Here is a 19,820-nt window from a genome sequence, read left to right on the forward strand (position 1 = left end):
CGCGCGGGTGCTCCGGCGCTAGGAGCAGAACTCGGCCGTCAGGAGTGTCCGTTCGAGGGTCGGGTCCGCTATCTCGTCCGTGTTGACCCGGAAGGTGAGGACGCGATCGCCGTCGCGGGTGGCGGCGGTGCGTACGTAGCTTCCGGGAATGCGGCCGTTGTGGCCCCAGACCGTGGTTCCGCAGGGCAGCTTCTGCGGATAGAGGCCCATGCCGTAGTGGCCTTCCGCGGCGCGGGTGTTGAGCATCTGGCGGAGCTGGGGCGCGGGGAGCAGGCGGCCGGCGAGGAGGGCGGCGTAGTAACGGTCCAGGTCGGTGAGCGTGGAGATCAGCTCACCGGCGGCACCCGCGACGCCCGGGTTGAGGGCGGTGACGTCCCGGCCCTGGTGCGTGTACGCGCGGCCGTGCGGGGACGGGAGCGTGCTGCGGGTGCCGGGGAAGGAAGTGCCGGACAGGCGAAGGGGGGTGATGATGCGGCGTGCGGTCTCGGCGGCGTACGAGCGGCCGGTGACCTGCTTGATCACCATGCCGAGGACGACGTAGTTGGTGTTGGAGTAGGACCAGCGGCCGGGTGCGGTCGTGGGGAGGGTGAGGGCGGTGCGGACCGCCTCCGACGGAGTGAGGGGGACGAGGCCTTTGGTGGCGCTGGTGTAGTCCGCGAGGCCGCTGGTGTGGGTGAGCAGGGCCCGCAGGGTGAGGGTGCGGCCGTCCAGGCCGTTGGTGCTCTTGTCGTTCTCGCTGTCCTTGGCGCGGATGAGGCCGGGCAGGTGGCGCTCCACGGGGTCGGAGAGGGACAGACGGTGTTCGGCGGCGAGTTGGAGGACGACCGTCGCGATGAACGTCTTGGTGATGCTGCCGGCGCGGAAGTGATCGGTGCGGCGGATGCGGGTGGCGGCGCCGTTGTCGGTCTCGGCGTCGGAGTCGGTGTTGCGCGCGTTGGAGGGGCTGCCTGTGGCGGTCTTGGAGACGGCGTTCGTATGGGTGGCGATGTCAGATTCGGGGTTCGTGTCGGGTGTTGGGTTTATGTCCGCGGGTGGGGTGGTGTCGTCGACGGTGGGCTGGTTGACGTGGGCGAAGTGCCAGAGGGGGCGTTGGGCCGCCTGTCGGTCCGGTTGGGCGGCCGGGGCTCCGGGTTCGGTCGTTGACCAGGGGGCTTCGCGCGCCAACAGAGCGGCGGCGGGGGCCTTGCCTCGGGTGACGAGCAACGGAAGAGTGGCGTCCGTGGCCGGTTTCCCGGCCGGCGGCGCACTGGCGGAAGTCAGGCCGATGAGGGCCACCGCAAGGGGTATGGCCAGCAGTGTCCGTGGATTGGGCATGGTGGTCCCTCCTTGTGCGGAGCTCATCATGAGGGACGTTGGACCCTGGGCGTAGACCGGTCCCCGAGTGAGGGACAATGGAGGCTCTGTCAGGGCGGGTTGCGCGGGTAGCAGCGGTAGCAGCAGAGGGGACGCATGTCGGACGCGGAGAAGACGGGTCAGTCCCGTCAGGACAAGAGCGAACGTCTCCTCTCCGGGCGCTACCGGCTGGGCGAAGTGCTCGGCCGCGGCGGAATGGGAACCGTCTGGCGCGCCAAGGACGAGACACTCGGCCGTACGGTCGCGGTGAAGGAACTGCGCTTTCCCTCGAGCATCGACGAGGAAGAGAAGCGCCGGCTCATCACGCGTACGTTGCGTGAGGCCAAGGCGATCGCGCGGATCCGCAACACCAGTGCGGTGACGGTGTACGACGTGGTCGACGAGGACGACCGCCCGTGGATCGTGATGGAACTGGTCGAGGGCAAGTCGCTCGCCGAGGCCATTCGTGAGGACGGTCTGCTCACGCCGAGGCGTGCGGCCGAGGTCGGGCTCGCGGTGCTCGACGTACTGCGGTCCGCGCACCGCGAGGGGATCCTGCACCGTGACGTGAAGCCGTCGAACGTGCTGATCGCCGAGGACGGGCGGGTCGTTCTCACGGACTTCGGCATCGCGCAGGTCGAGGGCGACCCGTCGATCACGTCCACCGGCATGCTCGTCGGCGCGCCGTCGTACATCTCGCCGGAGCGGGCGCGCGGGCACAAGCCGGGTCCCGCGGCCGACCTGTGGTCGCTCGGCGGTCTCCTGTACGCGGCTGTGGAAGGCGTGCCTCCGTACGACAAGGGGTCGGCGATCGCGACCCTTACCGCGGTCATGACCGAGGACGTCGAACAGCCGACGAACGCCGGACCGTTGGAGAAGGTCATCTACGGCCTGCTCGCCAAGGACCCCGAGCAGCGGCTCGACGACGCGGGGGCGCGGGCGCTCCTGATCGACGTGATTCACGCGCCGGAGGTCAAGGACGAGCCGGAGCCGATAGACGCGACGAAGGTCGTGCCGTTGCCTCCGGTGCCGCCGATGTCCGGGGCGGGCAAGCGGTTCGGCAAGGGCAAGGGCGGCTCTGGCCGTGCGGGTGCGGCTGCCGGCGGGGCTGCTGGGGTTGCTGGTTCGGCGGGTAAGTCCGAGTCTGCTGGGTCCTCTGCGGACTCCGGCCGTAAGGGTGAGGACGCCTCCGAGCGGCTGAAGGGTGCGCTCCGGTCGGTGCGGAAGGCCGCGGCTGCGGCTACCGCGCGGGGTGCGGGTGCGGGTGCGGGTGCGGGGGCCGGGACGGCGGCTTCCGGTTCTGCTTCGCCCTCGGATTCCGGTTCTGGTGCCGGCTCTGGTTCCGGGGCGGTGGCGGAGAAGCCTTCGCGTCCGGGGACGGCGGGAGGAGCCGCTGGCTCTGCTGCCGTCGGTGCGGCTGGTGCCACCTCCGCTTCTGCTCCTGCGACGGCTTCCGGTTCCGGCCCCGGTTCTCGTTCTGGCTCTGGCTCTGGTTCCGGGGATGCGCGTACGCGGCCGGTTTCCGCGTCGCCGCCGTCCCCTGCGCCTCCCAAGGCCTCGCTCACCGACGTGGTGCCCCGGCGCACGCTCGTGATCTTCTCGTTGGCTCTCGCGATCGCGGTGCTGGGCACCGTGCTCGCTTTCGCGCTGAGCGACGGGGACGACAGCGGCGGGCGGGACAGCAAGAACGGCGGCGACAAGAGCGCCTCCAGCGGGACGACCGCGGGCAACGGCGAGAAGGAGAAAGAGAAGGAGAAGGGCTCCGGGCAGGACGATGGTGCCGAGAAGGGCAAGGGCAAGGACGACGCGGACGCGAGCGCGGACGCGAGCGCGGGGGCGAGCCCCGGTGCGAGTGAGGGCGACGACCCGAGTGAGAGCGACGGCGAGGGCGACGGCGACTCCGGCAAGAAGCCGGAAGACGGTGCCGAGTCGACGTACAAGCACTCCCAGGGTTTCTCCGTGGGCCTGCCCAAGGGCTGGAAGTACCAGACCACGGCCATGGCGGGCGCGCGTTTCTCCGGTCCTGACGGGCAGAAGCTGCTGATCGGCTGGACCACCACCCCCAAGTCGGACCCCGTGAGTGACTGGAAGAAGCAGGAGTCGGGCATGGTCCGGCCGCAGTACAAGCGGATCCGGATAGAGAAGGCCGACTTCCGTGGGTGGAACACGGCCGACTGGGAGTTCACGTACGTCGACGGCGGCACCAAGTACCGCTCGATAGACCGTGGGTTCGTCGTCAACGACCACCTGGGCTACGGAATGATGTACACGGCCAAGGCGGGCAAGTGGGGCAGCGACGAGCGCAAGGACACGTGGCAGACCCTCACGAAGTCGTTCCAGCCGAAGAAGTAGCGGCGGAGCGGGGTCGGTGAGATCTCGCATCCCCTCAATGTGGTTTGCCTCCGGCACGTATCGTGAGTGCTTGCGGACCGTACGCAGCCACAACAAGGCGTAAGGCGAACGGAATTGACCACCGTGCGGACGGGGGAGGCGTCGTGGACGAATACGCGGGGCGGGTTCTCGCCGACCGCTATCGCCTGCCGCTGCCTCCCGCGGACGAGTACGAACTCGCCGAGACGCGGGCCTTCGACACGTACAGCGGACAGGAAGTCCTGGTCAGACAGGTGCCGTTACCTGAGGTCGTCGACGCGGAAGTACTCGAACTCGATGAGCGCGATCTGCCGGAAGGGGAGCTTCCGGCCGGGTTCGTGAGCGCGGGGGCGGTGCGGCGGCCGTCGGCGCGCACGACGCGGAGGCCCTCGGACCCCGCGGTGCGCCGCGCGATAGAGGCGGCGCAGGCCGCCGCGCAGATTCCCGACCACCCGCGGCTCGACCAGGTCTTCGACGTGTTCGCCGAGGGGGGCTCGCTGTGGATAGTCAGCGAGTTGGTGGCGGCGAGGCCGCTGGCCGCGCTGCTCGCGGACCGGCCACTGAGTCCGTACCGGGCGGCGGAGGTCGCGTCGGACGTGGTCACGGCGTTGCGGGTGCTGCACGCGCATGGCTGGGTCCACCGGAACATCACCGCTCGCACGGTCCTGGTCTGTGAGGACGGCCGGGTCGTCCTCACGGGCCTCGCGGCGGGCGCGGCGGAAGAGGCGCTGTGCGGGTACGACCCTCGGCCCGAGGAGTTTCTCGCGGGTTTCGAGGGCGGGGGCGGCACCGATGCGGATGAGGGTGCCGCTGCCAATGCTGCTGATGATGCCGATGGTGGGTCCGACGCGGGTAAGTCTGACGGGGCCTACGGGGTCGACGATGGCTATGAGAGCTATGAGGTCGAGGGGGCCGACGGGTCGCGTGGGCACGCCGCGATCGAGGCGGCCCCTGCTCCGGCCCCGGAGCCCGGAAGTGACGTGCGGGCGGCACGGACGAGTGCCATAGCCGCGTATCGCGCCGGGGCACGGGCCGCGGCGCGGGTGAGCGAGGTCGAGGGGCGCCGGGATCCGGCATCGCGGGGCGGCACGGAGTTGCCGGGGCCCAGGACCGGCGGGTCGTACGGGGAGAGCCTGGGCTTCGGCGAGGGCGGTGACCCAGCGGGGGCCGAGGGGCGCGAGGGCTACGAGGGCTACGACGGGGAAGGGCAGCGCGGGTACGGCGCGGAGCAGCGGAGGGGTGAGGCCGAAGCCGAGGCTGCCGGGCGGATCCTGGATCCCTACGGGGTCGCGGGTGCGAAGCCGTGGCACGGGGCACTGCCGAGGGGTGGGGGAGCGGGAGCTTCGGGTTCCGGAGAGCCTGGTGCCGGTGCTGCGTCCGGTCGTGGGCCCGCCGCCGCGTCGAGCCGCAGTGGACCCGGGCCCGGGTTCGACCCTGCGTACGACCCCGCAGCGCGTCACGAGACGCCGGGCCGCAGTGTGCAGGCTCGGCCCGACTCACGTCACGACGCGCCGAGCCGCGGTCGGCAGAGCGGGCCCGTGTCGAGCCAGCGTGCGCCTGGTTCCGCGGTCAGCCGAGGCGCAACGAGCGCCCACATCACCCCCGCCCGCAACCCCAACAGCCCCAGCAGCCCTAACCCCAACACGCCCGACCCCAGCACCCCCAACCCCAGCACCCCCAACCCCCCAGCATCATCCGGCCACAGCTACTGGGACGCCCTCGTGGCCGAGCGCAGTGGGGTGCGGCGGGGGCCCGCCACCGCTCTGGCCGCAGAGCGGGCCCGGCATGCCCGGATGACCGTGGTCGGGGGTGTGACCGAGCGGTGGGCGCCCGAGCAGGCAGGGCCCGTGCACGAGAACTGGCAGCTTGCCCCGCCCATCGGGCCCGCCACCGACCTCTGGGCGCTGGGCGCCCTGTTGTTCCGGGCCGTTCAGGGCCACGCGCCCTACCCGGAGGAAAGCACCTTCGAGCTCGTCCAGTTGGTGTGCGCCGAGCCGCCCGCCTTCGCCGAGGAGTGCGGGCCGCTCCGGCCCGTCGTCGAGTCCTTGCTGCGGCAGGACCCCACCGAGCGGCTCGACATCGAGGAACTGAGCGGCTGGCTGCGGTCGCTGGTGCGCTCGGCGCCCGAGCCGGAAGCCGGTGCGAACGTCGTGCCCGCGCCGCCGTTCGACGCCAGGCGGCTGCCTGTCGTACGCCGTCGCGGCGAGATCGTACGGCGCAAGAAGCGGCGCGCCTCCGCGCCCGCCGTCGCCCCTGCCCCGAACTCCCGGAAGAACGGGCGCCGCAAGCACAAGCACAAGCGAGGGCGGGAAGCCGGGCCGACAGCCGCCGCGCCCATGCGAACAGAGGCCCCGGGACCGGAGGCCCCGCGGACAGAGTCCATGTGGGCAGAGTCGGCGCGAACGGAGCGCATGGGATCAGAGCCCATGCGGGCAGGATTCGTGCCCGGCCGGTCAGCTCCCATGCCCGAAAGGGCAGCCTCGTCGCGCGGGCCCAAGCGGAGCGGGACGGGACGGCCGCGTTCCCTGGGGCGCCTCCTGCTCATCGCGATCCTGATCGGGCTCGTCGCGGCAGTCGCGTACGCCATGCTCTTCATGCCCAAGTCGGGTGAGAACAAGGGCGGTGAGCGCGTCGGCTCCGCGGGTGATCCCGGCACCAGCCAGGCGCCCGACCCCGGCAGCAGCTCCAGTGCCCGGCCCAGCGAGGACGGCAGGTCCGGTGAGCCCAGCGGGAAGCCGGAGAAGAGCCCCGGCTCGCAGAAGCCGCAGACCAGCGGCCCCGAGGTGCCGCAGGGCTTTACGCTCCGCAAGGACGCCGAGGGCTTCCGGGTCGCCGTCGCCAACGGCTGGGACCGGCAGCCCAAGAACGGCCGGGGGCAGGTCGTCTACAAGAAGGGCGACTTCGAACTCATCGTCGTGCCGGGCCGTGACGGCACGGACGAGTACGGCAGTGACCCCATGAAGTACCAGCGTGAGCACGAGCGGGAGCTGCAGCCGTTCCGCGACTCGACCTGGGCGGTGTCCTCCGGGATGCGCAGGATCGACGTGGGCGGACGGATCATGGGTGAGGGGCAGTTCACCTGGCAGGGTTCGGGAGGTGGTGACATCTTCGTACGCAATCTTGCGATGATCGTCGGCGGGAAGTATCACGTCGTGCAGATCCGGGGGCCGGAGTCCGAGCGTGACAAAGTGGACCGACTCTACGAGCAGGCCTCCTCGACATATCAGGTCACCGATTGAGCATCGCCCAGAGTTCACAGTCCGTCACTCATCGCTTATCAGTCATCATGTTTCTCTTCGGGCGCGGTAATTGACTGCTCCTGACCGTTGTTCCGTGGTGTTCCTCGACCACGGGAGCGGCCCGGCGTCGTTGCGTCGCGCGTCACAGTGAGGTCTCCGAGTACCCCCGGAGGTTCCCCGTGCGCCGACCGCTCCCTAACCTGGGCCATGTCAGAACCAATGCGGGGGATCGTGAATCAGATGCAGGGCCTGCTCCTCGCGGGCCGCTACCGGCTCGGAGAGTCCATCGGCCGCGGTGGCATGGGACGGGTGTGGCGCGCGCGGGACGAGGTGCTGCACCGGACCGTCGCCGTCAAGGAGCTGACGGCTGCGCAGTTCGTGCAGGAGGCCGACCGCGCGATCCTCTTCGCCCGTACGCACGCGGAGGCGCGGGCCGCCGCCCGGATCAACCACCCCGCGGTCGTCACCGTCCACGACGTCCTCGAGTACGACGACCGGCCCTGGATCGTGATGGAGCTGGTCGAGGGGTGTTCGCTCGCCGACGCCGTCAAGGACCAGGGCCGCATCGATCCCTTCGAGGCCGCCCGCATCGGCCTGTGGACCCTGAAGGCCCTGCGCGCCGCGCACGCCGCCGGGGTCCTGCACCGCGACGTCAAGCCCGGCAACGTACTTCTGGCGGACGACCGGCGCATCCTGCTCACCGACTTCGGGATCGCCGCGATCGAGGGGGACACGACGATCACGCGGACCGGCGAGGTCGTCGGCTCCGTCGATTATCTGGCGCCCGAGCGGGTCAGCGGCGCCAACCCCGGGCCCGCGTCCGACCTGTGGGCGCTCGGCGCGACGCTGTACACGGCGGTCGAGGGGAACTCCCCGTTCCGGCGCACCTCTCCGCTGGGCACCATGCAGGCCGTGGTCACGGAGGAGCCCGAGCCGGCCGAGCACGCGGGGGCGCTGGCCCCCGTCATCAGCGCGCTCCTCCGCAAGGACCCGAACACCCGGCCGACCGCGGAGGTCGCCGAGTTGATGCTCGCCGAGGCGGCGGAGGGACGGCGGCCGAGCGCGGCACAGGCGTACGTGCCGACGCAGATCCACCCCACGTCCCAACAGTCACCGCCACATGCGCAGCCGCAGTCGCAGTCGCAGCCGCATGCGCAGTCGCAGGCCCAGCAACAGCACACCCCGCCTCCCGGCCACCACTCCATGGAGTCCGGCACCGTCGTCCCCGGGAGCGGGAACGGCAGCACGTACGGCAGCGGCAGCGGCAGCACGTACGGGAGCGGAAGCGGCAGCACCTACGGGAGCGGAAACACCTACGGAAGCGGAAGCGGAAACACCTACGGAAGCGGAAGCCGCAGCAACGGCTTCGCCACCGACCCCCCGGCTTCCGGCGCCACCCCCGCCCCGGGCCTGCACCCCCACCACTCCGGCACCGTCGTCCAGGGCGCCCACCAGCCCCCGTCCCACCCCAAGAAGTCCCGTAGGACGACCGTGATCGTCTCGGCGGTCGCAGCGGTCGTGCTGCTCGGCGGTGGAACCGCGGGCTACCTGTACTACGCGGACCACAACGGCGGTACGCAGAATTCCAGTGACGGGGAGCCGGGCAAGACCGTCGGCGGCATCCCCGCGGGCTGGCACCGGGTGAAGGACGCCGAGGGCTTCAGCATCATGCTGCCCAAGGGCTGGGAGCGCGAGGTCGACGGCAGTCAGATCGACTACACCCCGGACTTCGGCCGGCACTTCGTACGTATCAGCATCGACCGCAACACGACGTTCGAGAACCCCTACAGGCATCAGCTCGAGCTGGAGAAGAACCTGCGGACCAAACTGCCCGACTACAAGCGGCTGCAGCTGGACCAGAACACCTTCCGCGACCAGCAGGGCGCCCTCTGGGAGTTCAGCTGGAAGGCGGGGGCGAACGACACCACCAAGGGCCCGCGCCGCGCCATCTCACAGAGCTATATCAGCCGTGACGGCGTCGAGTACGTGATTTACATGTCGTCCCCCGCGGCCGACTGGAAGACGGCACGGCAGCAGTTCGACGCGATCGTCCGGAGCTGGCGAGAGCCCTGAGCCCGACGGTTCCCGGCCGGGGCAGCTGGGACGAGCGGCCGGAACCAGTCCGCCGCACACGCCCACAGGGTCCGTCCGCACACGTGTGGGGCATGATGGCCGCATGGGGAGCGTGGGGGACAACGCCCGGGTCATAGCTGGCCGTTACCGCCTGGACGCGCGGCTCGGCAGGGGTGGCATGGGCGTGGTCTGGCAGGCCACGGATCAATTCCTCGGCCGCCGGGTCGCCGTCAAGGAACTCGCCCTCGACGACACGCTCTCCGACACCGACTCGACGCAGCAGCGCGAACGGACCCTGCGCGAGGCGCGGGCGGCGGCGCAGCTCCGCCATCCGCACATCATCGTCGTCCACGACGTCGTCGTACAGAGCGACCACCCCTACATCGTCATGGAGTTGATCGAGGGCGGTTCGCTGGCCGGGCGGATCGCGCGGGTGGGTCCGATGGGCGCGCGGGAGGTGGCCCGGATGGGCATAGCCCTGCTGGGCGCGCTGCGTCTCGCGCACGCCGCCGGGGTCCTGCACCGCGACATCAAGCCCGCCAACGTCCTCCTGGAGGAGACGACCGGCCGTGTCGTCCTCACCGACTTCGGGATCGCGCAGGTCAGCGGGGCGACGACGCTCACGGAGACCGGATCGTTCGTGGGCTCTCCCGAATACACCGCGCCCGAGCGGATGTCGGGCGAGCGGACCGGGCCCGAGTCCGACCTCTGGTCGCTCGGCGCGCTCCTCGTCACCGCGATGACCGGTGAGTCGCCCTTCCGCAGGGACTCGATAGGCGGTGTGCTGCACGCCGTCGTCTTCGACGAGATCCGCCCGCCGCCCGCCGCCGCACCGCTGCTGCCCGTCATCCTCGGCCTCCTCGAACGCGACCCGGACCGGCGGCTCGGCACGGTGGAGGCGGAGCGGCTGCTGCGGACGTACGTCGAGACGGGGCGGATGCCGTCGACGCCCGCGGGCCGGGCCGGCGGTCAGCCGTCGGCGCTGCCGGGCGCGGGGCCGGGCGGCTACACGCCCACCTACCGTGACCTGCCCACGCGTCCGCCCGGGCAGCCGGCGGGGCCATCGCGCCGCCGTCGCCGGGTCATGCTGATCGCCGCCGCGCTCGTGGCCGCGGTGGCCGGGGCCGGGGTGTCCGCCGCGCTGCTGCTGGGCAGGGACGGCGACGGTACGCCCACCACACCGTCCACGCAGTCCGCGCAGACGAAGACGGTGAGCCCCTCGCTCTCGCCGACCCCGACGGTGACGGTCACGCGCGGTTCCCGCACCCCCAAGCCCTCCACGCCGGAGGCCCCGGAGGGCTACCGCGTGGCGGAGGACGACCGGGGCTTCACGCTCGCCGTGCCCGACGGCTTCAGGCGCGAGGTGGACGGGCCCCGCGTCTTCTACAAGTCGTCGGGCGGCACCTTCCGCATAGGCATCAAGGAGTCGGCCCCGGAGCCGGGCGGACCGCTCGCCGTGCAGCGCCGCTCCGACGCCAAGGGGCCGGAGAACAACCCCGGTTACCGGGACGGCGAGGTCACCGAGACCTCGCACAACGGACGGCCCGCCGCCCTCTGGCAGTTCAGCTGGGACGGCTTCACGGAGGCGGAGGGCGACCGGCACACGTACGACCTGTGCTGGGAGGAGGGCGGCCGGATGTACGACGTGTGGGTCTCGGCGCCGGTCGGCAGGGCCGCCGAGGGCAGGCGGTACTTCGACACGGCCGTGGACTCGTTCGTACGCCGCTGAGTTCCCGCCCGGCGCACCACCCCTGTCACAAGTCAGTGACCCCAGTGGAACCCAGGGCCTTCGGCAAGGTACTCATGTGGGCATGAGTAATGACGGGGGAGCCTCTTACGGGCCGTACGAACCGACCAGTTTCGGACTGCAGCCGCCACAGCCGCCGCAGGCCGGTGCGCCTGGGCAAGGGGGGCAGGGCGGTCCGTACGGTCAGGACGCCAACCCGTACGCGCAGGACCCGCAGTCTCCGTACGCGCAGGACCCGCAGTCCCCGTACGCGCAGGACCCACAGCCGCACCCGCAGCCGCTCTCGCCGCACGCCCAGCCCACCCAGGTGGTGCCGAATCAGCCGTCCGAGCCGGATCCGGGCGCGGGCCGGCTGATCGCGGGCCGCTACCGCCTGCTGTCCAAGCTCGGCCACGGCGGCATGGGCACGGTCTGGCGTGCGAAGGACGAGACGGTGGACCGCGAGGTCGCCGTCAAGGAACCCCGCATCCCCGACCATCTGCCCGAGCGCGAGCGCACCAACGTCTTCGAGCGGATGCGCCGCGAGGCACGCGCCGCGGCCCGCCTCGACCACCCGGCCGTGGTCAACGTCCACGACGTGGCGGTGGAGGACGGCCAGCCGTGGATCGTCATGGAGCTGGTCCATGGCCGATCGCTCGGTGCCGCGCTCCAGGAGGGCACCCTGGGTGCCCGCGACGCCGCCCGCATCGGCCTCGAGGTGCTCGGCGCCCTGGACGCCGCCCACCAGGCGGGCATCCTGCACCGTGACATCAAGCCGGACAACGTGATGCTGGGGCAGCACGATCGTGTCGTCCTCACCGACTTCGGCATCGCCCAGATCGAGGGCGAGACGAACCTGACGGACACGGGCGGCTTCGTCGGTTCGCCCGAGTTCATCGCCCCGGAGCGGGTGCTCGGCCAGCGCCCCGGCCCGGCTTCGGACCTCTGGTCGCTCGGCGTGGTCCTCTACGCCGCGACGGAGGGTGTCTCGCCGTTCCGCCGCAACAACACCCCGGCGACGCTGCAGTCCGTCCTGAACGCGACGCCCGCGGCGCCCGCATCGGCCTCGGGCCCGCTCGCGCAGGCGATCAACGGCCTCCTGATCAAGGAACCCGGCCAGCGCCCGCGCGCGGCGCAGGTCCGCGCGCTCCTGGAGGAAGCGGCGAGACCGCCGCAGCCGGCGCCGACGCAGGTCGTCACGGTCACGGGAGACGGACGTGGTGACGGACGCGGCGCCAAGGGTGTCTTCCTGAGCCGCAAGGCGCTGGCCGTCATCGCGGGCGTCGTCGTCGCGGCCGTGGCGGCGGGAGTCCTGGTGGCGCTGAACCCGTTCGGGGGTTCGGACGCGGAGGGCTGGAAGGACCACGAGTCCAAGGTCGTCGCGGCCACGGTCTCCGCGCCCGAGCACTATGTCGAGAGCAAGCCGGAACCCACGGACACGAACAAGACCTGGGTCAGGTACACCGACCCCAGCGGTTCCGTCTTCATCACGCTCGACCTCGCCGAGAAGAAGGACACCTCCACGGAGATCCTCGGGTCCGCCGAGTCCCAGGCGTACGCCGACATGGAGGACTTCAAGGCGAGCGGCGAGACGGCCTTCAGCCACATGAGCAGCGACCCCGCGCCCCAGGGGAAGACGCAGGGCACCAAGTACCAGGAGCGGGACGCGGCCGAGAACACGGTGACCTACACCGACTCGGAGTCCGAGCTGCCGCACGAGGCCAAGATCTTCTACTACAAGACCCGCTCCGGGGACATGTACCGGCTGTGGATCGACTACCCGGGCAAGGGCGACTTCACCGAGCGCGGTCGTGAGGTCGCCAAGACCGCGATCGCGAACCTGGAGATCGACAAGCTCTGATCCGCCCGGCCCGGCGACGGGGGCTCGAAAATTCGGGCCCCCGTTGATCAACTCCCGCTAAGCCCCTGATCAGGAGCTTTGCCGCCAGTGATCACTGGCATCGTGTGTGTGCGCGGTGAAAGCTGATTACCGACGGGTACCCAAAACCTTGACCTGGGCTTACGCTCACCTGCATGACGGACTCGCAGGCCACCGCAGCGCCCCTCGGCACGAACCCGATAGCCACCGCCCCCGCAGGCGCGCGCACCGCCGCCGACGTGGTGACTCCCGAGCTCATCGCGCAGCTCACCCGGGATGTGATCGGTTCGGGACGGACCGCCAATCACCAGCCGTTCACCGGTGAGAAGCTGGCGGACCTGCCCGAGTCCACCCCCGAGGACGTCGCCACCGCCTTCGAGCGCGCCCGGGTCGCCCAGGTCGCCTGGGAGCGCACCCCGGTCCGCCGCCGCGCCGCGGTCCTGCTCCGCTTCCACGATCTGGTCCTGCAGCGCCAGGCCGAGGTCCTCGACCTCATCCAGCTGGAGACCGGCAAGGCCCGGCTGCACGCGCACGAGGAACTGCAGGCCGTCGCGCTTGCCGCGCGGCACTACGGCCGCAAGGCCCCCGCGTATCTGAACCCCAAGCGGCACACCGGCGTCGTACCGACCCTCACGAAGGTCACCGAGAACCGGCAGCCGCGCGGTGTCGTCGGCCAGATCGCGCCCTGGAACTACCCCCTCGAGCTGTCCATCGGCGACGCTCTTCCCGCGCTCGTCGCGGGCAACGCGCTGGTGATGAAGCCCGACACGGAGACCTGCCTGACCGCCCTGTGGGCCCGCGACCTCATCATCGAGGCCGGCCTGCCCGCCGAGGTCTTCCAGGTCGTCCTCGGTGACGGGCCCGTCGTCGGACCCGAGATCGTCAAGCACGCCGACTACGTCTCCTTCACCGGCTCCACCCGCGTCGGCCGCGAGGTCGCCCAGGGCGCCGCTGGCCGGCTCGTCGGCGTCTCGCTCGAACTCGGCGGCAAGAACGCCATGCTGGTCCTGCACGACGCCGACATCGACAAGGCGGCGGCCGGCGCGGTGCGCGCCTGCTTCTCGTCGGCGGGCCAGCTCTGCATCTCCATCGAGCGGCTGTACGTCCACGAGTCGATCGCCGACACGTTCCTGGAGCGCTTCGCCGCGCGGACGAAGGCGATGCGGCTCGGCCATTCCCTCGCGTACGGCGCGGAGATGGGCTCGCTGGTCGGCGAGCGGCAGCTGGAGACCACCAAGCGGCATGTCGACGAGGCCGTCGCCAAGGGCGCCACGGTGCTCGCGGGCGGCGTCGCCCGTCCCGACATCGGCCCGTACTTCTTCGAGCCGACGATCCTGGACGGCGTCGAGTCCCCGATGGCGGTGTGCGGCGAGGAGACCTTCGGCCCGGTCGTCTCCGTCTACCGCTTCACCGACGAGAACGAAGCCGTCGAGCTCGCCAACTCCACCTCGTACGGACTGAATTCCTCGGTCTGGACGAAGGACGGCAGCCGCGGCCGCAAGATCGCCACCCGCCTGCGCACCGGCACGGTCAACGTGAACGAGGGCTTCGCGCCCGCCTACGGCAGTGTGCAGGCGCCGATGGGCGGCATGAAGGAATCGGGCCTCGGCCGCCGGCACGGCTCCGAGGGCATCCTGAAGTACACCGAGGCGCAGACCGTCGCGCACCAGCGTCTGATGCCGCTCGCGCCGTCCTTCGGCATGGACGACGAGAAGTACGCGGCGTTCATGAGCCTGAGCCTGAAGGTCATGAAGTCCCTGCGCCTGCGGTAGGCGGGCCGGCCAGCCATGGGGCCGGGCCCTCAAGAGCCTTTCTCCAGGGGTTAGTTCTCAACGAGGAGAGTCGATGTCACAGGAGAGCTCTGTCCAGAAACAGCCGGACAGTGAGGCGGGCGGGTACGACGACGCGTCGTACGACTACGACGTCATCGTCGTCGGGTCCGGCTTCGGCGGCTCCGTCTCCGCCCTGCGTCTGACGGAGAAGGGCTACCGCGTCGGCGTGCTCGAAGCGGGGCGTCGCTTCACCCGTGAGTCCCTCCCGAAGAACTCCTGGGATCTCAAGAACTACCTCTGGGCACCGGCTCTCGGCCTCTACGGCATCCAGCGCATCCATCTGCTCGGCAACGTGATGGTGCTCGCCGGGGCGGGCGTCGGCGGAGGTTCGCTGAACTACGCGAACACGCTCTACGTGCCCCCCGCGCCGTTCTTCAACGACCCGCAGTGGAAGGACATCACGGACTGGCAGGGCGAGCTCAGCCCCTACTACGAGCAGGCCAAGCGCATGCTCGGGGTGCGGATCAACCCGACCACGACTCCGTCCGACGTCCATCTGAAGGCGACCGCCCAGGCCATGGGGGTGGGCGACAGCTTCCACATGGCACCGGTCGGTGTCTTCTTCGGCGACGAGCAGGACGCCTCAGGTACTTCAACGGCCGAGCCCGGCGCGGAAGTTCCCGATCCCTACTTCGGAGGCGCGGGCCCCTCCCGCAAGGCCTGTACCGAATGCGGCGAGTGCATGACGGGCTGCCGGCACGGCGCGAAGAACACCCTCAACGAGAACTACCTCTACCTGGCGGAGAAGGCGGGCGCCGTCATCCACCCGATGACCTCCGTCGTCAGCCTCACCGAGGACTCGCGGGGCGGGTTCGCCGTCGCCACCCTGCCCACCGACAACAAGCGCAAGGGCAACGGACGTACGTTCACCGCCCGCGAGGTCGTCGTCGCGGCGGGCACCTACGGCACGCAGACGCTCATGCACCGCATGAAGGACACCGGCCTGCTCCCGCGCATCTCGGGGCGGCTCGGCGCGCTGACCCGCACCAACTCCGAGGCCCTGGTCGGCACGCAGACCACCGACCGCCGCTACCGCAAGCAGCACGGCGTGGAGAAGGTGGACTTCACCAAGGGCGTCGCGATCACCTCGTCGATCCACCCGAACGCCTCCACGCACATCGAGCCGGTCCGCTACGGCAAGAAGTCCAACGCGATGGGCGGCCTGACGATCCTGCAGGTGCCGTACAGCATCAAGGGCGGCAAGGCGCGGGTCGCCGGATGGCTCGGCAACGTCGCCAAGCACCCCTGGCTGATGGTCCGTTCGCTCTCCAACCGGCACTGGTCGGAGCGGACCATCATCGGCCTGGTCATGCAGACCCTCGACAACTCGCTGACCACGTACCGCAAGGAGAAGGGCATCGGCAAGGGCCTGCTGACCGCCCGGCAGGGCCACGGCGCGCCCAACCCGACGCAGATCCCCGAGGCCACCGAGGCCGCGACGCTGCTCGCCAAGGAGATCAACGGCTTCGCGGGATCGAACATCGGCGAGCTGATGGGCACCCCGCTGACCGCGCACTTCCTCGGCGGCTGCCCGATCGGCGACTCCGCCGACACCGGGGTCATCGACCCCTACCACCGCCTCTACGGCCACCCCGGCATCTCGATCGTCGACGGCGCCGCGGTCTCCGCGAACCTGGGCGTGAACCCCTCCCTGACGATCACCGCGCAGGCCGAGCGCGCGATGTCGTTCTGGCCCAACAAGGGTGCGGAGGACACGCGTCCCGCGCAGGGCGGGCAGTACGTGCGTCTCGCCGCCGTCGAACCGAAGTCCCCGGCGGTACCGGCGGACGCGTTCGGCGCCCTGAGGCTGCCCTTCCTGGGGATGCCCGCGATGCCTGCCAAGAAGTAGCGGCGCCCGCCCGTAAGCAGCGGCCCGGCGGCGCGAGAAGCAGCGGCCCGGCGGCGACGGAAGCCGCGTACGCGAAAGGACCTGCACCCCCCTCCGAGCGCAGGTCCTTTCGCGTGCTTCAGGTGCCGCTGAGCGGCGTGCCGTCGGCAGGCGTGCTGCCGTTACCGGCGTACGTGCTTACGCGGTGGCGTCGGCCTTCTTGCGGCGGACGACGAAGACCGCACCCGCACCGGCGATGACGGCGACGCCGCCGACGAGGCCGATGGTCGGCAGCACGGAGCTGGAGCCGGTCTCGGCGAGGCTGCCGGTGACCGGGATCTCCTGGGCGCCGCCCTGGGGCGTCTTGCCACCGGAAGGCGTCTTGCCGCCCTCGTTCTTGTCGGCCTCGCCCGGGTTCCCGTTCTCGCTGCCGGGCTTCAGGACCGTGAACTCGTACATGGAGAACGAGCTGCGCACGCAGTTCTCCTCGGAGTCCAGGTAGCCGCCGAGGCCGAGCGCGTAGCCGTCACCGGCCGGGGCCTTGGCGCTGACGTTGAGGCGCAGCTTGATGTCGACCTTCTCCTTGGCGCCCAGCGGGGTGGAGCCGAAGTAGAAGCCGCCGGAGACCTCGTCCGAGATGGACTCCCAGGCCTTGGAGTCGGGGTTGAAGTACTGGATCTGCGCGTAGTTGGCCAGCCAGTCCTTCTCCTTCTCGCTGTCCGTGTAGTTGTCCACCATGGCGAGCCACTGGACCTCACCGAGGTCCTCGTCGCTCGGGTTGGAGGCGGTCAGCTTGAACTGGTGCCAGCCGCTGCCCGCGACGATCTTGCCGGGCAGGCCCGAGAGGCCGATCTCCAGCTTCGAGTCGGCGTCCTCGCCGTCCTCGTCGACCGGGCAGTCCGTGGGCTCCTCGGTCGGCTCTTCGGTCGGCTCCGCCGTCTTCGTGGGCTCCGCCGTCTTGGTGGGCTCGGTCGGCGCCGGGGTGGTCGGCTCGGTGGCCGTCGGGGTCGGCGTCGCCGTCTCGGTCGGCTTCTCGGTCGGCTTCTCGGTCGGGGTCTCCGTCGCGGGAGGCGTGACCGACTCGGTGGCCGTCGGGGTCGGGGTGCCGTCGGTCGCGAACGCGGCGGGAGCCGACAGCAGCGCGATCGGGGCTATGGCAGCGGTCGCGGCCGCGGCGGCCATGACACGTCGAAGCTTCATGAAGACCTCAGGGAGTCCGGCGTATCACCCGGTGAGCGATACGGAGGTGGAGGCCTCCGCGGTGGGGACGCGGGTGTGGCCGTTGTTACGCATGCATGACCTGCGTCCCCTGTGAATGGTTGTCCTCGAACTCACAGAATTCTTATGTGGCTTGGATCACACAGCTTGTGCGGGTGTTGGAGGTTGCCGTAGAAATTCCTCCGCTCGACGGCGATCCGCCGAGGGGCAAGGGGTGGCAGGACGAAGCGCGAGGGGGCGGCGTGGCGGAGAAGGACGAGATACCGGACGGGGCAGTGGACGGCCCGGTGGGCGGGATGCCGGACGACGTGTGGGAGCGGTTCGAGCGCGACAGTCTGCGCGACATCCGTGCGTCGGCGCCGAAGGAGCCGTCCGCGCGGGCGCGCATGGTGGCCGAACGACTGCGGCGCCTCGACGAGGAGGCGGCCCGCCGGCAGGCCGCGGACTCCAGGGCGTTGGGCCGCCGGCGCAGGAAGCGCAAGGCGGCGCGGGGGGAGGAGATCGCCGGGGCGTGGCGGCCGGACGAGTGGCGCGCCGCGCCGACCGGGCCGCGGCGCGGCGCGCGTTCGGAGCGCAGCCGCCGGGCGTGGAGCGTGGTGATCGTGGTGGGCGGCATGGCGCTGGCGATCGTGTTGCTGAGCCCCTTCCGGTTCTGGATCTGGCAGTAGTCCTGGCAGTGGTCGGGGCGGGAACCGTGCGTAACGATCTTCCGTCGTAGGAGTTGATGGAGGCGACGGAGTCGTAGGACGGGTGCGCGTGACGCCCGCGGTGCTCGGTGCGCGTCGCGTACGAAAGTGGGGGAACGGGAACATGAAGTCAGCTGTGTCGCGGGGTGTGGTGGCCGTGTCGACCGTGGCGGTGCTCGGCCTGACGGCGGCGTGCAGCGGCAGCGGTGACGGTGGCGGCAAGGGTGACAGCGATGGCGCCGCGGGCGGGAAGCCGTCGCAGTCGGCCCAGGCGGACCCGTCCTCCGCCACGGCGAAGCTGGAGAAGGCGGCTCTCGCCTCGGGCGACGTGAAGAAGTACAAGGTCGAGGCGGTGAAGGAGTCCGGGAAGCCTGGGGCGCGGGCTTCGGAGGGGTCTGCGGCGCCGGAGGGCAAGGCGACGCCTCCCGCCGGGCGCGTGAACCCGGCCGAGTGCCGCCCGCTGTCCGAGATGCTCACGGCCGCCGCCCCGCCGAAGTCGAAGGCGCACGTCAGCCGCACGCTGAGCAGCACTGACACCGCGGACACCACGACGACCGAGGTCGTGCTGCTTGCGTACGGCCGGGCCGACGCCGAGAAGGCCATGGACACCCTGCGCACGGCGACGAAGTCGAAGAAGTGCGCCATGTTCAGGGACGGCGGCCACCGGTACTTCGGCGTCAGGCCGCAGCCCGGGCCGGTCGGGGGCGACGAGGCCGTCTCGTACAAGCTCGCGAGCCGTGCCGGTGAGTTCCTGGACCGGGACCGCGTCACGGTCGTACGCAGCGGCTCGACGCTGATCGCTTTCCGCGCCTCGAACGTCTTCGACCCGGAGTCGGTCAAGTCCGACGAGGAGGGTGAGGCCGCCGGGATGCCCGAGAAGTTCCGCGACGGGGCGACGGGTGACCCGAAGGTGGCCGACGCGATCATCGACGCGCAGCTCGCGAAGCTGGCGAAGGTGAAGTAGAGGCCTCTCCTCTGCGGAGAAGGAGCTCTGGACGGCGACACGGCGGCAAAGCGAAGGGCCCCGCGGGACGGATCCGCGGGGCCCTTGGCCGTCAGCACCGACGTCAGGGCAGCGTCGGTGCCACGGAGCGGCGCCGGGGGAGTGCGCCGCGGGTCTGAAGGGCGCTGGTGTGGCCTACCCGGCGCACGAGGGGCGCACGAGTGGTCTCGACCTATGGCAATGGAGTTGTGCAGTGCCGTACGTGCGGCCTGTCCTGCTAGGCATCGTGCTGGATGCGCCATGAACCGCGCAACCGGTTCGACATGATCCGGACGAACTGGGACAGCTGGGTCTGTATGCGGGTACGGAGGAGGGCGTAGGCAGAGGTACCTGGGGACGGAGAGGCGGGTGGGACAGGCACTCGGGAGACATCCGGGGGCATCGGGGGCATCGGGGGCATCGGGGGTGCCGGGGGTGACGTTGGGGGTGACGTCGGAGGGACGGAGGCCGGTCGGCTCCGGGCGTCCCCGAAGCCGACCGTTCCCTGGGTGACCGGGCTGCTGTCCCCTGCCGTCCGGTCACGTCTCTGGAGCGAGGTCCCACGGCGCACACCAGGTGTACGCCTCATCGCTCCAGCGGAGCCACGCGTGGTTTTTCCGTGCCCGCCCCTGGCTGGCACGGACATCGGGACCAA

The 19,820-nt window shown here is 70.8% G+C and carries 11 protein-coding genes; 9 read left to right on the forward strand and 2 right to left on the reverse strand.

Annotated features, from left to right (window positions below; genetic code table 11):
* Positions 1–18 precede the first annotated feature (18 nt).
* Positions 19–1,314: a serine hydrolase domain-containing protein gene (locus tag AB0E78_RS26960; protein ID WP_361837318.1), complete on the reverse strand. Its 1,296-nt coding sequence runs from the start codon at positions 1,312–1,314 to the stop codon at positions 19–21.
* 135 nt (positions 1,315–1,449) lie between these two features.
* Between AB0E78_RS26960 and AB0E78_RS26965 the strand changes: the two genes are divergently transcribed.
* The 7 genes from AB0E78_RS26965 to AB0E78_RS26995 all read left to right on the forward strand — a co-directional run bounded on the left by AB0E78_RS26965 (position 1,450) and on the right by AB0E78_RS26995 (position 16,300).
* On the forward strand, positions 1,450–3,684 hold the full coding sequence (locus AB0E78_RS26965) for a serine/threonine-protein kinase (protein ID WP_361837320.1): 2,235 nt from the start codon (positions 1,450–1,452) through the stop codon (positions 3,682–3,684).
* Positions 3,685–3,827: 143 nt separating this feature from the next.
* Positions 3,828–6,941, forward strand: a complete 3,114-nt coding sequence (locus AB0E78_RS26970) for a protein kinase (RefSeq protein WP_361837322.1) — start codon at positions 3,828–3,830, stop codon at positions 6,939–6,941.
* A gap of 240 nt (positions 6,942–7,181) precedes the next feature.
* Positions 7,182–9,014: a serine/threonine-protein kinase gene (locus AB0E78_RS26975; RefSeq protein WP_361837759.1), complete on the forward strand. Its 1,833-nt coding sequence runs from the start codon at positions 7,182–7,184 to the stop codon at positions 9,012–9,014.
* 103 nt (positions 9,015–9,117) lie between these two features.
* A complete protein-coding gene (locus AB0E78_RS26980; RefSeq protein WP_361837325.1) occupies positions 9,118–10,743 on the forward strand; it encodes a protein kinase in 1,626 nt (541 codons plus the stop codon).
* A gap of 82 nt (positions 10,744–10,825) precedes the next feature.
* Positions 10,826–12,601 carry a protein kinase gene (locus tag AB0E78_RS26985; RefSeq protein ID WP_361837328.1) on the forward strand — a complete coding sequence of 592 codons (1,776 nt, stop codon included), beginning with the start codon at positions 10,826–10,828 and terminating at the stop codon, positions 12,599–12,601.
* A 173-nt stretch (positions 12,602–12,774) separates the two neighbouring features.
* Positions 12,775–14,391, forward strand: a complete 1,617-nt coding sequence (locus AB0E78_RS26990; RefSeq protein ID WP_361837331.1) for a succinic semialdehyde dehydrogenase — start codon at positions 12,775–12,777, stop codon at positions 14,389–14,391.
* A gap of 73 nt (positions 14,392–14,464) precedes the next feature.
* Positions 14,465–16,300: a GMC family oxidoreductase gene (locus AB0E78_RS26995; RefSeq protein ID WP_361837334.1), complete on the forward strand. Its 1,836-nt coding sequence runs from the start codon at positions 14,465–14,467 to the stop codon at positions 16,298–16,300.
* A 177-nt stretch (positions 16,301–16,477) separates the two neighbouring features.
* On the opposite strand, the gene AB0E78_RS27000 is transcribed toward AB0E78_RS26995, so the two are convergent.
* Positions 16,478–17,479 carry an LPXTG cell wall anchor domain-containing protein gene (locus AB0E78_RS27000; RefSeq protein ID WP_361837336.1) on the reverse strand — a complete coding sequence of 334 codons (1,002 nt, stop codon included), beginning with the start codon at positions 17,477–17,479 and terminating at the stop codon, positions 16,478–16,480.
* A 260-nt stretch (positions 17,480–17,739) separates the two neighbouring features.
* On the opposite strand from AB0E78_RS27000, the gene AB0E78_RS27005 reads away from it, so the two are divergent.
* Both AB0E78_RS27005 and AB0E78_RS27010 read left to right on the forward strand, forming a co-directional pair.
* Complete coding sequence (locus tag AB0E78_RS27005; RefSeq protein ID WP_361837339.1) at positions 17,740–18,165, forward strand: hypothetical protein; 426 nt, start codon at positions 17,740–17,742, stop codon at positions 18,163–18,165.
* Positions 18,166–18,307: 142 nt separating this feature from the next.
* Positions 18,308–19,147, forward strand: coding sequence for a hypothetical protein (locus AB0E78_RS27010; protein WP_361837342.1), 840 nt, complete (start codon positions 18,308–18,310; stop codon positions 19,145–19,147).
* The last annotated feature ends 673 nt before the right edge of the window (positions 19,148–19,820 follow it).

It is taken from the genome of Streptomyces sp. NPDC032198 (assembly GCF_040636975.1).
Taxonomy (GTDB): Bacteria; Actinomycetota; Actinomycetes; order Streptomycetales; family Streptomycetaceae; genus Streptomyces.

What these genes read in the sequence shown, in the direction of transcription:
- AB0E78_RS26960 (WP_361837318.1), bottom strand. Translation starts at nt 1,314, where the DNA reads ATGCCCAATCCACGGACACTGCTGGCCATACCCCTTGCGGTGGCCCTC.
- AB0E78_RS26965 (WP_361837320.1), top strand. Translation starts at nt 1,450, where the DNA reads ATGTCGGACGCGGAGAAGACGGGTCAGTCCCGTCAGGACAAGAGCGAA.
- AB0E78_RS26975 (WP_361837759.1), top strand. Translation starts at nt 7,182, where the DNA reads ATGCAGGGCCTGCTCCTCGCGGGCCGCTACCGGCTCGGAGAGTCCATC.
- AB0E78_RS26980 (WP_361837325.1), top strand. Translation starts at nt 9,118, where the DNA reads ATGGGGAGCGTGGGGGACAACGCCCGGGTCATAGCTGGCCGTTACCGC.
- AB0E78_RS26985 (WP_361837328.1), top strand. Translation starts at nt 10,826, where the DNA reads ATGAGTAATGACGGGGGAGCCTCTTACGGGCCGTACGAACCGACCAGT.
- AB0E78_RS26990 (WP_361837331.1), top strand. Translation starts at nt 12,775, where the DNA reads ATGACGGACTCGCAGGCCACCGCAGCGCCCCTCGGCACGAACCCGATA.
- AB0E78_RS26995 (WP_361837334.1), top strand. Translation starts at nt 14,465, where the DNA reads ATGTCACAGGAGAGCTCTGTCCAGAAACAGCCGGACAGTGAGGCGGGC.
- AB0E78_RS27000 (WP_361837336.1), bottom strand. Translation starts at nt 17,479, where the DNA reads ATGAAGCTTCGACGTGTCATGGCCGCCGCGGCCGCGACCGCTGCCATA.
- AB0E78_RS27010 (WP_361837342.1), top strand. Translation starts at nt 18,308, where the DNA reads ATGAAGTCAGCTGTGTCGCGGGGTGTGGTGGCCGTGTCGACCGTGGCG.